Annotated in this window: 10 protein-coding genes; 2 read left to right on the top strand and 8 right to left on the bottom strand. The window is 54.0% G+C overall.

Annotated elements, in window-relative coordinates; all coding sequences use genetic code 11:
• Positions 1–73 precede the first annotated feature (73 nt).
• Positions 74–2,815, top strand: coding sequence for a LuxR C-terminal-related transcriptional regulator (locus AADB16_RS10565; RefSeq protein WP_410803134.1), 2,742 nt, complete (start codon positions 74–76; stop codon positions 2,813–2,815).
• 227 nt (positions 2,816–3,042) lie between these two features.
• Here AADB16_RS10565 and dinG read toward each other — a convergent pair whose 3' ends face one another.
• From dinG to AADB16_RS10525, 8 genes are all read right to left on the bottom strand, one after another.
• Positions 3,043–5,283, bottom strand: coding sequence for an ATP-dependent DNA helicase DinG (gene dinG / locus AADB16_RS10560; RefSeq protein ID WP_410803132.1), 2,241 nt, complete (start codon positions 5,281–5,283; stop codon positions 3,043–3,045).
• A complete protein-coding gene (locus AADB16_RS10555) occupies positions 5,283–5,972 on the bottom strand; it encodes a general secretion pathway protein GspB (RefSeq protein WP_410803130.1) in 690 nt (229 codons plus the stop codon). The genes dinG and AADB16_RS10555 overlap by 1 nt, the downstream gene beginning before the upstream one ends.
• A gap of 3 nt (positions 5,973–5,975) precedes the next feature.
• Complete coding sequence (locus AADB16_RS10550; protein ID WP_410803128.1) at positions 5,976–7,655, bottom strand: ExeA family protein; 1,680 nt, start codon at positions 7,653–7,655, stop codon at positions 5,976–5,978.
• Between the two features lie 100 nt (positions 7,656–7,755).
• Positions 7,756–9,246 (bottom strand): DUF3336 domain-containing protein, encoded by a 1,491-nt coding sequence (locus AADB16_RS10545; RefSeq protein ID WP_410803126.1) that lies wholly within the window; start codon positions 9,244–9,246, stop codon positions 7,756–7,758.
• Positions 9,247–9,275: 29 nt separating this feature from the next.
• Positions 9,276–10,028, bottom strand: a complete 753-nt coding sequence (locus tag AADB16_RS10540) for a VacJ family lipoprotein (protein WP_410803637.1) — start codon at positions 10,026–10,028, stop codon at positions 9,276–9,278.
• A 60-nt stretch (positions 10,029–10,088) separates the two neighbouring features.
• Positions 10,089–11,210, bottom strand: coding sequence for a beta-ketoacyl-ACP synthase III (locus AADB16_RS10535; protein WP_309043382.1), 1,122 nt, complete (start codon positions 11,208–11,210; stop codon positions 10,089–10,091).
• Positions 11,211–11,332: 122 nt separating this feature from the next.
• Complete coding sequence (hrpA, locus tag AADB16_RS10530; RefSeq protein ID WP_309043381.1) at positions 11,333–15,073, bottom strand: ATP-dependent RNA helicase HrpA; 3,741 nt, start codon at positions 15,071–15,073, stop codon at positions 11,333–11,335.
• Between the two features lie 2 nt (positions 15,074–15,075).
• Entirely contained in the window at positions 15,076–16,755 is a 1,680-nt protein-coding gene (locus AADB16_RS10525; RefSeq protein WP_410803123.1) for an AMP-binding protein, read from the bottom strand.
• 185 nt (positions 16,756–16,940) lie between these two features.
• Here AADB16_RS10525 and AADB16_RS10520 point away from each other — a divergent pair, with 185 nt between their 5' ends.
• On the top strand, positions 16,941–17,432 hold the full coding sequence (locus tag AADB16_RS10520; protein WP_410803121.1) for a MaoC/PaaZ C-terminal domain-containing protein: 492 nt from the start codon (positions 16,941–16,943) through the stop codon (positions 17,430–17,432).
• Positions 17,433–17,445 lie beyond the last annotated feature (13 nt).

Raw genomic sequence — 17,445 nt, 5'->3', positions numbered from 1 at the left:
CTCCAGCCATTGACTTGAGATACACAAAGCACACAATCCCAGTTCAACTTTCTATCTGGCATACAGGGCGTCAATGCTGTTAACCACCAAATTCCTAAGGCCAGCCACCGATCCCAAAGCCGTGCAGCGCGAACGACTTAGCTCACTGTTAGCGCCAGGCCATCCGAAGCGGCTCAACCTTGTATTGGCCCCGGCAGGGTTTGGAAAAACAACCTTGGTAAGCCAGTGGTGCGCACGTACCAGCGGACCCATTGCCTGGCTCTCCCTCGATGAGCACGACGATGACCCCCAGCGTTTTTGGCAATACGTTGCCAGCGCATTTGAACACGCCGGCCTCACGGGGCTTGAACCCTGCCATAAAAGCCTTTCGGGTAGCACGGATGACAGCATTAACAGCGCGATGACCGCACTGGTTAATGCCTTGGCAGCGGATGGTGGCCCCTGGATTCTAGTGTTGGATGATTTTCAGTTTGCTGGCAGCGACCGTATTCACCGGCAGCTTGGGTACTTTGTGGACTACCTTCCTGCTGGCGTGACCGTTACCTTGATCTCCCGCTCCGAACCTCCGCTGCCTCTGGCTCGTTGGCGTGTGCGCCGTTGGGTGCAGGAGGTCCACCCGGCACTCCTGGCATTTTCTGAAGATGAATGCCGGGAATTTTTTCACAGCACTATGGGCATGGCCATTTCAGACCAGGATGTGCAGGCCATTTGCCACCGTACCGAAGGCTGGGTAGCGGCCCTGCAGCTTTCCGCTCTATCAGGCAATGACAGTGGTCTTGAGCAGATCAAATCGGGCGCAGACCAAAGTATTTCTTCCACCGCACTGAGCATTGACGAACGACACATCAGTGACTACGTGCTCAGCGAGGTGCTCGACAAACAGCCTGCTGAAACTGTGGCCTTCTTGCTCGACACCGCTTGCTGCCCACGATTGTGCGCCTCCATGTGCGACTCTATTCGTGACACTGCCAACAGCCAGGAGATGCTGGAAACCTTGCTCTCGCAGCACCTGTTCCTGATTCCTCTGGACAATCACAACGAATGGTTCCGTTACCACGATCTGTTTCGAGATGCCTTACTTCAGCGGATTGCACAGGCCGACCCCACCAGGGCGCACCGCCTCTGGCAACGAACGGTAGACTGGTTGCTTGACCATGGGCAAGTTCAGGGTGCCATTGCCCAGATTGTGCAGAATAGAGACTGGCCTTGGCTGGCGAGGGTATTGGCTACACACGGCAACAACCTTATTCATGGTGGGTTTCACCTGCCGGTCCTGAACTGGCTCGATGAGTTGCCCGTGGATGACGTTAAAGAAAGCCCTCAGTTGCAGATGCTGCGGGTGTGGGGCCACTTTTTCGCGAATCGACTCGATAATCTGGAACACCTGCTCGCCAATGTAGAAGATTTGCTTGATCAGCGCGTTGCTGATTCCGCTCCAGATGCCGAAGGCGCACTTGGCGTACAAAGCGAGATAACGTTGATACGCTCCTACCTTGCCCGCTCACGCAGCGATGACAAGAACGCCAGTGATCTGACTCGCCAGGTTCTTGCAGAAATAGACCATACGCAAATCCCCCTCAAATCCGTAACCTACTATGGCCTTGGCCTGGACGATTACGGCAAAGGTGATTTGCCAGGGGCCGAAGAAGCGCTGAAATCTGCGGTTCATTACGGGCAGGTTGAACGCAAGCCAAGCACCGTTCTCTCAAGCGGTGGTTTGCTCGCGTGGATACAGTACAACCGTGGCGACATGGATCTGGCCCTCGAGACCTGTACAGAGGTGCGCAAGTGGGTAGATCAACACTACGCAGACCCAAGCCAACCAAGGCTTATTTCCTGCTGGCTTAGCGCTTCTCTGACGGAAATTTTCCGGGAGCGAAACCAGCTTCAGGATGCAGCCGCTCACCTGGAACCTTTGCTTGAACACGTAAACAAGGGCGCTGAGCCAGGCCAACATATAATTATCCAGCATGTGCGCGGGCACTTATCCTTCAGCGATGGCCGTTATCAGGAAGCCATAGAGTATCTTGCAGATGCGGAGCAAGTCGGCCGTAAACGCCGGGAGCACATTGTGTTTGAGCCACCCGCCAGCTCTGCCCTGTTTGCGCGCTGCTACCTCGCGGCTGGGCAAACCGCCCAAGCTCGCAGCATTCTTGAATCCGTCGAGAGCCATACGCTGACTAACCCGCTGAACAGGGAGCAGAACAGCATCAGCTATGCGCGGCTGTTGGTTGATGAAGGCAAGCCGGAACAGGCACTGGATATACTCGATGCACTGATGGCAGCCGCGATGCATAACGAGCATACCCGGCACGTTGTTGAAGCCTTGCTCGTATCAGCTGAAGCGCTGGACCAGCTAAACCGTCCTGAAGAGTGCGAGGACCGCCTTGCACGGGCAGTGGCTGTCGCTGCCGAGGCTGGTTTTTTGAGACTGTTTGCTGAAGAAAGTCCGCGATTGCAGGCGCTACTGATGAAATCCCCCACCCTCAACAATGGCGGCAGCTGGCAGCGTAACCTGACCGAGATGCTTTTGAGTCCGAACAGTAAGCCCATCGAAAACGTTCCGCCAACCGCTAGCGATACTAAGACCCAAGGCTCATCAGCTCAGGCACTTGCAGAGCCTCTGAGCCAACGTGAACTCGAAGTACTGGAGCTCATTAATGCCGGCTATTCCAACAAGGACATTGCGATACGCATGGGTGTGGCACCGGCCACGGTAAAAGCACACATACGCAACCTCTACGGCAAGCTGGGCGTGGGCCGGAGAACAGAAGCTCTAGCCCGGGCGCGGGAATTGGGCATTCTGGGCGGGTGATTTTGTGACGCGCATCACATTGCACAGGAAGTTTCTATCCATGCTACGCCCTTTGGACGATTCGGCTACGCCCCCTACTCCCTTATTATTGTTTCCAAGGTGAGGCAACCCCTCATTACGAATTCTGAAACTTCAGGCCTTCAGTGTTCTTATTCTTAAAAGCCAGCCCGCGGGCTGGCTCTTTTTTTGCCGAAAATTCACCATCCAGCTCATTTTCTTCTAACTGACTACCGTTCAATAATGCGCCGGAACGGTGGCAGTGAATCCAGCAGCAGTTGTCCATAACGCCTTGCGACAATACGGCGATCAAGAATAGTAACCCTGCCAGTGTCTTCTTCTGTGCGAAGCAACCGGCCAACCGCCTGTACCAGCTTTATGGAGGCATCCGGCACTGTTATTTCCATAAAAGGGTTGCCACCCCGCTGGGTTATCCATTCCGCCAGGCCAGCTTCAATAGGATCGTCCGGAACCGAAAACGGCAACCGGGTAATCACCACGTGGTGCAGGTACTTACCGGGCAAGTCGATACCCTCGGCAAAACTCGCCACACCAAACAACACGCTGGCCCTGCCTTCATCGATTCGGCTACGGTGCTGGCGCAGCACTTCACCCCGAGACATATCGTCCTGGGTAATGATCAAATCCGGAAAGTCTGGTGCCAAAGCATCCCGAACCTGATGCATCTGGCGGCGGGAGGTGAACAGCACAAGTGTGGCCGTTTCTCCGGCCCAGCAATCCGGTAAGCGTTTGGTCAGCTCATCAGCAAAGCCGTCATCAGTGGGCATACACGCCATGGCCGGCACTTCAACGGTTGCCATTTCTGCGTATCGGAAAGAACTGGGAACCACCAGCAGCCGGCTTGCTTCTGGCAACCCGGCTCTGGCCTGTAGCCGGTCAAAACGGCCTAGGGCGGTCAGTGTGGCACTTGTGAGCACAGACCCATAAGCTCGCGACCACAGCCGGGAATATAGCAGGTTGTCTGCCAGCACTGGCGAACTGAACAGGGTGATATCTTCGGCATGATCCCACTTCTGCCGCACACTCCAGCGCGCTGGAGGAGGGCTCCTATGTATCCGGCCTCGTGCTTCGGGTGCGGAGCCAGTGGCGTCATCCTGAGTATTTTGTGATGCGCCCTCAGTGACCCCCTGCTGACTTTCCGTCGCCTTTGTTGCACTGCCGACTTGCTCAGTCCAGGCCGCCCATAGCCGCAACTGGTCTTCGGCACGGCTGTGGAAGGCGCCAATGACTGGATACCAGGCTTCAGCAGTGTCCCGGTCTATCTCGTGTTGCTTGCGCTCATCGAAAGCGCCTTGCAGTTCATCTGCCAAGGCGCCCAGGTGACGGACCAGATTTGCAGTCACAATTCTGCTTTCAGCGGCTAATTCTGCCAAGGCGTCTGGCAGCTCACCTTCGGGATACCGCCATTGCGCAGACCGGCGCTCTTCATTGAACTCCCAGCCAGTATTGTGTTCGGCCTCTTCATAAACTCGGGCGAGAATGAGATCCACATCCCGCGAGGCAGTACTGATGCGTTCAACCGATTTAGCGGCTTGCGTAGCCGGCGCAAGGTAGGGCTGCATTTTCACCAATGCCTGGGATAGCTGTTTAAGCCATTGGCGGGTGGAGTTCAGAGGCACAGAGGCCGCAAAGTGATTTAATGCTTTATCGGGGAGGTGGTGAGCCTCATCAAAGATGAACAATGCGTTTTCAGGCTCTGGAAGAATGGCGCCCCCACCCAACGCAAGGTCAGCCAGCACCAGGTCGTGATTCGCCACCACGATATCTACTTCATCCAGATCTTTGCGGGCGTCGAAAAACGCACAGCTATCGAAATAACTACAATGCCGGTTCGTGCACTGGCGGTGATCGGTGGTTACCTGCCGCCAAACATCGTCAGGTATCTGTTCAGGCCAGTGGTCTCTGTCTCCATCCCACTTTCGGGAGCCATAGCTTGCCAGCATTTCTTCAAAGAAAGCGCGGGTTCCAGGCTCTTCGGTGCCGGGACTATCCAGCAAAAAAAGAGGCATGGTATCGCTGTCGCCGTTGCCCTCATCGTGCAGACGCGATTCCAGACGGGACATGCACAAATACCTTCCACGGCCTTTGGCGAGGGTCCAGCTGAAATTCATTTTGCTGTGGTTTTTGAGGTCCGGCAGATCTTTAAGAACGATCTGATCTTGCAGTGCCACGGTTGCGGTGGAGATCACCAGGGTTTTGCCCAAGGCCCGAGCTACGGGAATGGCTGCAATCAGATAGGCCAGTGTTTTACCGGTACCCGTTCCAGCCTCAACCACACAGGCCGCTGGTGGTGATGTGCGCTGGCCGTCGTTGTCGGTAATCTCACCCATATATCGGGCAATCTCAGCTATCATCAGGCGCTGGCCATAACGGGCGCGCACCTCTTTACCGGCCAACACATCGCGATACGCCTGCTGAATCTGCTGTTTTACGTCCTCGGTTAATGCCATTAGCGCGGGCTCACCCAGTCGCGGACAATACCCACGCGGAAACTTCTGCCTTGCTTGCTGAGAATGACGCCATTTTCTGTCACTTCTTCTACCAGGATCCCCGAAAATGCATCACCCTGACCAAGATAGTGGCCATTAATCATCACTCGGCTGGCGTAGGGATCTGTTGAATAGAGATGACTGTTGAACATCAGGTCCGGGATACTCTTTTGAAATGAAAGGGGTAACTCAACCAAGTGTGGCACACGCATTTTGGGTCCACTCTCGGCCACTTCCGGCTGCTCGCGTTGCTGGCGCACAGACGGTGTGATAATGGCAGGCCACTGGCGTTCAGCTTCAGATACCAGATTGTTTTCCAACACAGGCGGTGGGGAAACAACAGCCTGGGTAGATTCAGCCTGGGCTGCTGGCTCAGGCTCTACTTTTTCGGCTGCTGGCTCGGTTATCGCCGCCAATGCTTGCTCTTGCTTCGGTGTTGGCTTTTGCGCTGTTTCCACTGTTGGCTTCGGCCAGAATACAACGGCCAGCACTCCAGCATTCACCAGCAACGCCAGGACCACCCACACCACTGAGGATGTACGTTTTTTCTTAGGGCGATGTATCAATTGCACCTGTTGCCCTAGATCAGGGACTTTACCCTGGCGGCGCTCGGTTTCAGATTTTCTGAGCGCATCAAGAATGTAGGACATGCGTTATCCCTTCCCCTCAGGCCCTTTGATCATCAGCCTCGGCACATCTGCATTGAGGTCGCTGTTGATCTGAATAACGGTCATGGCACCGGCAATACCATCAACCGTGAGCCCCTTTAACGACTGATACCAACGCACCTGCTGTTGTGCAGTCATGCGCTTGATTCTTGCCGTGTCGGCGGGTGATTCGCCGTAGGCTTCCGCAAGTTCCATCATGCGAACCCCTATCCACATTTCCTCACCGGCTACGTCTCTGGCATCGGCCCGAAAGGTCACGTAGTTCGGAAGTTGCCAGAACACGCGGTACTCGCCAAACCAGAAGGGCTCAATGCTGGAAAACGACACTTCCGCTAAGCCCTCAGGCGTCACAATTTCCGCCATATCGCCTTGAAGATGACGCAGCACAACATAACCCCGGTTGCCGTTGTCGTCCTGAAGCATCAGCATGGCCGGCCTGTCCAGATACGCCAGGCTACGACGGCTCCCCTGACGTTCCAGGCAATCAAGACCCGAGCTGCGAGCAAACTCACAGGCAATCGGCGATTCCTGCGAGTTGTATGATAAACCCCAAATACTGAACAGCCCGCGAAATGCTTCGGACAGATTCATCGCCTGATCTGAGAACCTGAAAGAAGGCACCAGTTGCGGGTCTGTTTCATCTTGTGGTGACAGCTGGACATCCGGCGAGTCTTCACGCTGTACAGTGCCGGCGAGTTGCACGGGGGCTGCGTCTACCTCGGATATCACATCCGGGCTTGACCACTGCTTATACACCCAATAGCTGCTCACAAGAGCGAGCATTAATGATGCCGTGACCAACAGGATGCCGGGCAGGTCCGGCTTGCCTGCTCCCCTGGTTGGCTTTGGCCCTATGTTTTTACCGCCTCCAACTTCTTTCGCCGCCTGCCGTATGTGTGCAACCGACACTTCGTGCTCACCTTCGGCATAGGCTCCCAACAGTGCACGATCGCTAATCAGGTTGATAAGCCGAGGTATCCCGTTGCTCAAGCGATAGAGCTTACGGACAGCCGCCGGAGCGAAAACGTCGCCGCGCATGCCTGCAACGCCAAGTCGGTAGCTGAGATAGGCTGGCAGTTCATCGCGGCTGATGGCATCCAGGTGGTAGCGTGCAGTTACCCGCTGGTTCAACTGGCGGAGTTTTGGAAGCGAGAGGATTTGCTGCAACTCTGGCTGGCCTAACAATACAATTTGCAGGAGTTTCTTTTCTGCGGTTTCGAGGTTGGTAAGAAGGCGCAGTTGTTCCAGTACATCGGCTGACAAATTCTGAGCTTCATCAATCATCAGAACCTTATGCCGGCCGGCTGCGTGGGCCTTGAGCAGATCCCGGTTGATCAAATCTACCATCTGCTTGATGGTGGCGCCGGCCGGGTGAGCTATTTCCAGCTCGTCGCAAATAGACGAAAGTAACTCACGGGCAGAAAGCCGTGGGTTCAGAATCAGGGCTATGTCTGCGTGAGCCGGCGCATTCTCAATGAAGCATCGGCTTACAGTGGTTTTCCCTGTACCCACTTCTCCGGTGATCACAATAAAGCCGCCCTGCCCCTGAACACCATACATCAGGTGCGCGAGCGCTTCTTTATGGCGTTCGCTCAAATAGAGGTATCGGGGATCAGGCGCAATAGAGAACGGAGGCTCTCTGAAGCCGAAGAAGTCGTAATACATGGGCGTCCAGTCTAATGCTCAGGCGCCGGGCTGATCGGTAAATTACCGAGCCAGGCTCTTTAGCTGCGTATCATACCGCCCGCCTCGCCAGCCTGTCATCTCAGGATGTTCCGGAATCAGCACTGTTTATCAGACTGAGATCCGCAGCACTCTGGCGGTTTTTCTGTTTCAGGCGGCGCACGCAACGCTCCAGGGTTTTGGATATACGCGCATGGGAACGGATCATTGAAATTTTTGGCCAGGTTGCGCGCTCCCCTGCCAGGGTCATTTCACGCACAAACTCCGGCTTCGGGTCGGCCAGCATTCGGGTGTAATCCATGAGGCCATAGGTGGGCGCAATGGTTATGTCTCCAGAGTACCGCTGGGCCATGATCGTGTACATGTGGCCGTATATCTGCCGCAACAGTTCAGGGCGAGCACGTTTTCGGAGGTAATCGAACACTCCCTGCCCGTGAAACTGAATCTCGGATTTGAGCAAGTGCAGTGGCAACCTGGCCAAAGACAATTTGTCTTCAGTGCCACGATCGCTCAAAAAAGGAACAACGTGGGGGTTGGTCTGGCTCACGATGGTGAAATTCACATCATAGAGATGCATCAGCCGCTCAATGGGCAGATCGCTCACAACAGAACCATCCACAAACTTCAGCCTTGGCATGTAAGGCAATGCCTGACCCTGAAGATCTTTTTTCATCAGTGTAACCGGCGGGAAAATACCCGGTACCGCCGCACTGGCTAGCGCAGCGCTCCACACCATCAGATAAGGCGAGGTGTAACCAGATAACAGTCGCGCCTTCTGATGGGCCTGCACCGGCGACACGCTCATGTTAATCGAGCGGCCCGTACGCTGGTAGGCTTCTTCAAACGTGTATTCACCAATGTTCGTTCTAAGACACGAGCGCAGCTGCTCTTGATCCATTAAACCTTCACCGCGCATGGCACTGATGATGCCCCGCCACTTCCAGGCTTTCAGATTGTGGTTCTCCGGAACCAGCATCTCAGGGATTTCAGCGTCTGTATGCACGCCCAGCATACCCGCAACAATTGCGCCGGCGCTAGAGCCGGTAACCACCTGAGGCAGCAGCCCTCTTTCCCACAGTGCTTTGATAACCCCGAAGTGAAACATGCCAAGGCTGGCACCACCACTTAACAAAAGTGTTGGTCTGCCATAACTGGTAAGGGTGTCGCGAAAAAACTGAAGTTTGTCAGCAACCGGAAAACCGGGCACCGGGTGATCGCACAGGAAATCCAGGGCTTCACAGGCCTGCGCGATGTACTCTTCAATCAGGTGCTTGGTCCCAACCCGGGAACGTGTGTAAAGCGCCGGGTTACCCATATTGCCAAGATCGTGATGGAGCCCCTCACGCAGTGCGCGCTTGAGGCGTTCAAAATCGTTCTGTTGGCGATACTGTTTAATACTGCTCAGACGGTCATACAGCAGTTCGTAGTGATAATGCTCTGAGACAAAATCCTCTTTCCACTCAGCATTACCTTCCAGAAAATCCAGCTCCAGAGCCGCAGCCTTCCACACCTCATAATTTGGTGCCTCAGCCAGCATCTTGCGGAATTTACTAATCCTTGGATCTTTAAGCACCGCGTGTCTCCTTCACCCAGAAATCCGAATCAGAAGTCGTCCAACATCAGGTCATCATCGTCTTCGCTGGCAAATGGATCTCGGGTCACCCTGCCATCATTTATAAGAAACTCTCTGCGCTGCAAGAAGGCGTTACGCACAAAAATATATACGTCGCCAGAAATAAAGCCCTCTGCGGGAATCAGGTCTGCCCGTTTATCAACAATCTGGACACCTCGGGCATAATAGTTATAAGGGCTGTCAACGTTGTCCCACAGCGATGGTAACGCAAACCCATCCGCACCCAATCCAGTGAGGTGCCGTGGGCTGGATGGCCCAAGGAATGGAAGCATCAGATAGGGGCCAGAACCCGCACCCCAATATCCTAGAGTTTGGCCGAAATCTTCGGGCCGCTCAGGGAGATCAAACGCTGTAGCAACATCAATCAATCCACCCAGGCCAAACACAGTGTTGTAGGTGAAACGCCCGGCAGCGACAACAGCCGATTCGCCCTTCAACTGGAATATGCTGTTAGTGAAATTTCGCACTTCCGACAAATTATTGAAAAAGTTCGTGATGGCTCGGTCGACAATATCCGGCATGAACGTTCGGTAGGTTTGAGCTACCGGCCGCAACGCCCAGCGATCAATTGTGTCGTTGAATGTGTAAACCTTGCGGTTCCAGTTCTCGTAAGGGTCCTGCGGGTTAACGGTACGCGCACCTTCAGGGGCAGGCTCCGCTGCGTTCTGAGCTTTGGCGGTGCCAGCGACCAACACCAGTGCCAGCACTGCCATAAGTTGCATGGCAGCATGCCAGCTCCGGGGTAAAAGTTTTGTCATGCTCAACTCTTGGATTGTCGACTTTTAGCGCCGGCGTACTACAACACTGCCAATGGAATAACCTGCACCGAAGGAGCATATAACACCCGTATCACCGGTTTTCAGGTCGTCTTTGTGCTTATGGAACGCAATAATGGAACCTGCGGAGCTGGTATTAGCGTACTCATCAAGAATCACCGGCGCTTCATCTTCAGCAGCATCGCGGCCAAGCACCCTGCGGGCGATCAGCTGATTCATATTCAGGTTTGCCTGATGCAGCCACATTCTGCGCAGATCGTCAGGCGCAAGCGACAAGCTCTGAAGATGATTCTGGATCGTTTCAGCAACCAGCGGCGAAACTTCCTTGAATACCTTACGACCCTGCTGGATAAATAGTTTATCCGGCTGACCAATTCCCGATTCATCCGCACGATTCAAAAAGCCGAAGTTGTTCCGGATATTGTTAGAAAAGGTGGTTGTCAGGCGAGTACCAAGAATTTCAAAGCCCTGCCCTGGTTCAGTATTTTCTTCCCGCTCTACCAGAATAGCCGTGCACGCATCACCAAAAATAAAGTGGCTGTCGCGCTCGCGGAAATTCAGGTGGCCAGAACAAATTTCAGGGCTTACAACCAACACAGCCCGGGCAGCTCCGTTCTCGACAGAGTTCACTGCGGCTTGCAGGCCAAAGGTTGCAGAGCTGCACGCCACGTTCATGTCGTAGGCAAAGCCTTGAATACCCAATGCAGACTGAACTTCTATCGACACGGCGGGATAGGCACGCTGCATGTTTGAGCAGGCAACGATAACTGCGTCTACATCGTCGACAGTCTTGCCCGCCTGAGCGAGTGCTTCTTTGCACGCCACAACGGCCATATCACACTGCACAGATTGCTCATCGTTCCCACGCTCGGGAATATACGGAGCCATGCGTTTGGGATCAAGAATGCCAGTTTTGTCGATAACGTGCCGGCGTTTGATACCTGAAGCTTTTTCTATGAACGCTGAAGAGGACGGCTGCAACGGCTCGATTTCACCGCGCTCAATCGCGTCAGCGTGCTCCGCGTTATACAGTTCGACATACTGGTTAAAGGCTTCGACCAGTTCATCGTTATCGATGGTTGCCGGCGGTGTGTACAGGCCGGTTCCGGAAATGACGGCTTTAATCACGCTAACCCCACGTCATGAATATGAAAATAAGAAGAAAGGAAAATCGCACTTTCAGAAATACTAACACAGTCCGCAGAATTTGCCCGCCCCACTGCCTCCGACCAAAGGCGGGCACTCGCTTGTTATACGCGGGTTAACTGCCACTGCTTATCAAGACGCTTGGCGGATACTGTCATGGCGGTGCCCAATTGTTGGGCAAAAAACGACACCCGGAATTCCTCGAGCATCCATCGGTATATAACTAACTCCGGATCCCGCACACCCTGCTTTTGCTGTTCATCCCGCTTGCTGACGTAACGCGTCCATAGCGGCTCCATAGCATGAAGGAATTCCCGCTCACGGCCCATTTCCCTTGGCATTTTTTCAAGCCGAACCAGCGCAGCTTCAAAATAGCGGCCAAACTCCGCCAGCCATTCAGGCGGTGTAGCGACCAAAAAACCGGGATAGACAAGATTCTGCAATTGGAATTTCAAGTCCGCCATACTGTTTGCCAAGGCGAGGTTGATTTTGCCTTTCAGCTTCTTGGCAATCTTTTGGTAGCCAGTCATGGCCTGAAACAGGCGTTCGTCGGCTTGCTCAAGGGCCGGAATAAAATCCCCCCTGTGCCGGTCAAACAGCGCATCAAATGCCGTCCGGGAGTCAGGGACCTGATCCTGTAAAAAATGCGCCATCGCCGTGGACAAGAGCAGATCGTCGAGAAGTAGCTTTGCCTTGCCAATAGGTGCGAACATTAAGGCGGACTGTTTGAAGCGCGGGAGTTTCCGCTCCAGATCGTCCAGCGTATTGCCAAACCTGTTGAGAATAAGGCGCGCAACACCTTTACGGGTTGTATCCGCAGCGCTAAGTCGGTCCAGACAGCGAATTTCTTTGACCGATTTACCCATATCCTCAAGTGCCGGGTACACCGTAATCTGCATGCCGCCTTTTTCAGTTTGAACCTTGACGGGCAACTCACCAAACTCCCATTCGGTGTATTCACTGGCAGGCTTTTGTTCTGTGCTTTCGCTCGTTGCTGATGCCAATGCCGCCTCGGCACGACCTTCCAGTTGATCCTGAAGTACCCCTGCCTCACGGCTTTCGGCGATAACCTTACCGCCGTCTCCGAGAACTCTCAGGTTCATCCGCAGATGTCGTGGCAGCTCATCCCTCGGCCAGATTTCCGGATCAATGCGCACACCCGTCATTCTGCGCAGCTGCTCTCCCAGTTGGATAGCCAAAGGCTCGTTAGAGGGCTGCAAGTTTGCGATGGCTGCATCGACAAAGTCTGGCACCGGAACAAAATTTCGCCGCAGCGCCTTCGGAAGCCCTTTCACCAACGCTATGCACTTTTCTCTGAGCAGCCCTGGCACAAGCCATTCCAGGCGCCGTGATGGAATCTGTCGAAGCGCCATAAGTGGCACATGAAGGGTAACGCCATCACGCGCGCTGGTGGGTTCAAACTCATAGCTGAGCGGGTAGCGCACCCCTTCCCATTCCAGAAAATCCGGGTAAAGCTCGGCCGCCTGAGCATCCACCGGGCGCTGCAGAACATCTTCTTCTGTCAGTTCAAGGTTGCGCAGCTCTTCCGCAGTCAGACCTTTCCACCAGCTTTCAAAGTGACGACCACTAACAATTTCTGCTGGCAAGCGTTCGTCGTAGAAGCTGACCAGCACTTCATCGTCTACCAGCAGATCCCGCCGACGGGTTTTGCTTTCAAGATTTTCTACGCTTGTAAGCATTTCGCGGTTGCGTGCAATAAACGGTGCTTTAGACCGGTAATCACCTTCCACGAGGGCGTGGCGGATAAACAGGTTTCGGCACTCAACCGGGTCTATTTTACTGAATGCGATGCTGCGCTTGGGCACAATATCCAGGCCGTACAGGGTGATTTTCTCATACCCCATCACTTGAGCTCGTTTCTGCTCCCAGTGCGGTTCAAAATAGTGATGCTTCACCACATGCCCAGCCAACGGCTCGATCCATTCAGGCTGAATTGACGCGACCATACGGGCAAACACTCGGCTGGTTTCCACGATTTCTGCGGCAACAATCCACTTGGGTCCGATTTTGGAAACCTTCGACCCCGGAAAGATCATTACTTTGCGATTACGGGTAGCCAGATATTCCTTTTTCTCTACCTTGGTGGCTACTTGCCCGAGCAGTCCCGCCAAAATCGCCTTGTGCATGGCTTCGTAGGACGCAGCGTCCTTATTGAGTGACAACCTTTGCTCACGGCAAATCAGCGTGAGCTGTCGGTGTATATCTCGCCATTCCCGCATACGCATCCAGCTAAGAAAGTTCTTCTGACATAGCTTCCTTAACTGGTTCTGTGTCAGTTCCTGGCGCTGTTCTTCGTAGAAATTCCAGATATTGAGCAGGGTGGCAAAATCGGACTCTTTGTCATTGAACGGCGCATGGGCCTGATCAGCTGCTTGCTGTTTGTCTTGGGGCCGCTCTCTCGGGTCCTGCACCGTCAGCCCTGCAATAATCACCAGCGTCTCTGTGAGGCTACCGTGATCTGCGGCGGTTACCAGCATCCGTGCGAGTCGTGGATCCAGCGGCAGCTTGGACATAGTACGACCAAGCTTTGTTACCCGGCGCTTGTCGTCCACCGCACTGAGCTCTTCCAGCAACTTGTAGCCATCATTAATCAGGCGCTTATCGGGCGCCTCTATAAACGGGAAGTGGCGAATTTCTCCAAGGCCGGAAGTGGCCATTTGCAGAATTACGGCAGCCAGATTGGTGCGGAGTATTTCGGGATCTGTGTATTCGGGCCTATTGAGAAAGTCGGCCTCGTCATACAGGCGAAAACAGATACCGGGCGCAACCCGGCCACAGCGCCCTGCCCGCTGGTTAGCACTGGCCTGGGATACAGGCTCAATGGGCAGGCGCTGAATCTTTGATCGAACACTGTACCGGCTAAGCCGTGCGACACCGGTATCTATAACGTAGCGAATACCCGGGACTGTCAGTGAGGTTTCCGCCACGTTGGTTGAGAGCACAATCCGACGACCACGATGATTCTGGAATACCCGATTTTGTTCTTGATTGCTCAGCCGGGAATACAGAGGAAGCACTTCAGTGTGCCTCAACTCCGCATGTCGCAGCATCTTACTCAGGTTACGAATCTCCCGTTCACCTGGCAGGAATACAAGCACATCGCCCGGGGGTAACTTAGCGCTACGCTCATGCTGCTCAATTTCATCCATCACCGTGAGCACGCCGTCGTTCCAGCCCTGATCGCGATCGTCTTCGTCGCCTGTTAATGGGCGATACTGGATATCTACAGGGAAGGTTCGGCCGCTGACTTCCAGCACCGGTGCCTTGTTGAAGAATTCGCTGAAGCGCTCCACCTCAATGGTCGCAGACGTGATAATAACTTTCAGATCAGGGCGCTTGGGCAGAAGTTGTTTGAGATAGCCCAAAAGGAAATCGATGTTCAGGCTGCGTTCGTGGGCCTCATCGATAATCAGCGTGTCGTAACGCTTGAGATAACGGTCGTGCTGAACCTCGGCCAGCAGAATCCCATCAGTCATGACTTTGACACGGGTCTGGTCGGAGGTGTTATCGGTAAAACGTACCTGATAGCCAATCTGCTGGCCCACCTGTTCGCCAAGTTCATCGGCGATACGGGCTGCCACACTGCGGGCTGCAATACGTCTTGGCTGGGTATGACCGATAAGGCCGCGAATGCCGCGGCCCATGTTCATGCAGATTTTGGGAATCTGGGTGGTTTTACCGGAACCGGTTTCCCCTGCAACGATGACAACCTGATGGTTTTCGATCGCTTTACGGATGTCATCCACACGATCAGAAACCGGCAGCCCTGCCGGAAAACTGATCGGTTTGTGCAGGGCCGCCCGGATATCAGCTCGAGCAGTCACCGTTATTGCTTATTCTCTGGCTCGTCGCGCAGCTCGCGGCGCAGGATCTTACCTACGTTGGTTTTTGGCAGCTCATCGCGGAACTCAAAGAAGCGAGGTACTTTGTACGCTGTCAGGCGCTCACGGCAGAACTCTTTGAGTTCGTTTTCAGTTACGCCCTCAGCGGTAGCAACCAGGTACACCTTAACCGCTTCACCACTCTTGGCATCGGGAACACCCACGGCAGCACACTCGACTACTTTCGGGTGGCTGCTTACCACATCCTCGATCTCGTTCGGGTAAACGTTAAACCCGGAAACAATAATCATGTCTTTCTTGCGATCGACAATACGGATGTAGCCGTCTTCCTGAATCACGGACACGTCGCCGGTCTGAATGTAACCGTCTTCGGTGAAGGATTTGCGGGTGTCTTCCGGGCGCTGCCAGTAACCGCGCATTACCTGTGGGCCTTTCACGCAAAGCTCACCGGGCTCGCCCAGCTTGGTTTCGTTGCCATCGTCATCAATGGTCTTGACCATCGTGGATGGCACTGGCAGGCCAATGGTGCCCAACTGGATGGCACTGCGGGGGTTGAAGGTAACCACCGGCGAAGTTTCGGTCATGCCGTAGCCTTCGGAGATCGGACAACCAGTTACCCGCTCCCACATTTTGGCAGTGTCGCTGGTCAGCGCCATACCGCCAGAGGATGTGAGCTTGAGGTGGCTGAAATCCAGCTCCTGGAATTCCTTGTTATTACACAGGGCAACAAACAAGGTGTTGAGCCCCAGGAATGCCGTGAACTTGTGGTTTTTCAGCTCTTTCACAAAACCTGGAATATCACGTGGGTTCGGGATCAGAATGTTGTGACCGCCGGCCTCCAGCATAATGCCGCAGTTCAGGGTGAACGAATAGATGTGGTAAAGAGGCAGAGGCGCAATAACGATTTCCTGCCCTTCTATGACGGTATCTTCCATCATCGGGCGGACCTGCAGCAGGTTCGCTACCAAATTAGCGTGGGTGAGCATCGCGCCTTTGGCCACGCCGGTTGTGCCACCGGTGTACTGAAGCACGGCAATATCGTCGGATTTGACCTGAACCGGAGTAAACGTCTCACGGGCGCCCGCGCTGAGGACAGCCGGCAGCTTGTGAGCTTGTGGGAGGTTAAACGGTGGCACCATCTTTTTCACATGCTTCACAACCGCGTTCATCAGTGTGCGCTTGATGGGCGAATGCATGTCCGCAATTTCAGTTACGATTACGTGTTCAATACTGGTATGAGGCAACACTTTTTCGGCGTTTTCCGCCATGTTTGCAAGCACGACCAGTGCCTTGGCGCCAGAATCGTTAAACTGGTGCTCCATCTCGCGAGTGGTGTACAGCGGATTGGTGTTAACCACAATCAAGCCAGCGCGCATGGCCCCAAATACCACAACTGGATACTGACCCAGGTTGGGCATTTGTACCGCAATACGATCGCCAGGCTTCAGATCGGTATTGTTTTGCAGCCAGGCCGCAAAATTCCGTGTTTGAGTATCCAGATCGCGATAGGTGAGAGTTGCCCCAACAGCACTGAAGGCTGGGCGGTCAGCGTATTTTTTAACCGCCTGTTCAAATACATCCACCATGCTGCTGTATTTGTTCAAATCCACGTCACGGGGAATACTGGCAGGGTATTTGTCTTGATAGAACTTCTCGAAATCCATCACCATCTCCTGTCTAGCGCTTCTATTTATAGTGATTCACGTACATCGAGCGACAGCCTGGTCAACTCGACATAAGTATCAGCCTCAAAAAAGTGGGGAGAGAATAGCAGTTTTGCTATCGATGAGGTAGTTTCAAACGCTAACCCAAACACCAGCAGTCACACGCCTTGATCAGGGAGCAGATGATGAGCGACACCTTGGATACTCTTGAAAACATCACTTACGACGAGCTAAATCAGGGCGATACCGCAACGTTTACGCGATCACTTACAGAAAAAGAGCTCGTGTTGTTCGCGGCTGTGTCGGGGGATTATAATCCGGTGCACTTGGACCAGGATTATGCCGCCGGTTCTATGTTCGGGGAGCGTATTGCCCATGGAATGTGGAGTGGATCATTGATTTCCGCAGCACTTGCCACCGTTATGCCAGGCCCGGGTACGGTCTATCTGGAACAGAGCCTTGCATTCAAGCGCCCCGTGAAACTGGACGACACGCTTACGGTTAATCTTACGGTGCTAAGCAAAGAGCCCAAAAACCGGGTGATCTTCCAGTGCGATGTGATCAACCAGAATAATCAAAAGGTTGTTACTGGAGAAGCCAAAGTCATTGCGCCGTCAGAAAAGGTGAAACTCTACAAACCAACGCTCCCGAAAATCTCCATTGATGGCTACGACTGACAAATCCATTGGC

Source organism: Marinobacter sp. KMM 10035 (assembly GCF_046537445.1).
Classification (GTDB): domain Bacteria; phylum Pseudomonadota; class Gammaproteobacteria; order Pseudomonadales; family Oleiphilaceae; genus Marinobacter; species Marinobacter sediminicola.
Note: the sequence above shows the minus strand (reverse complement) of the source record. Positions and strands in the feature narration are given on the sequence as shown.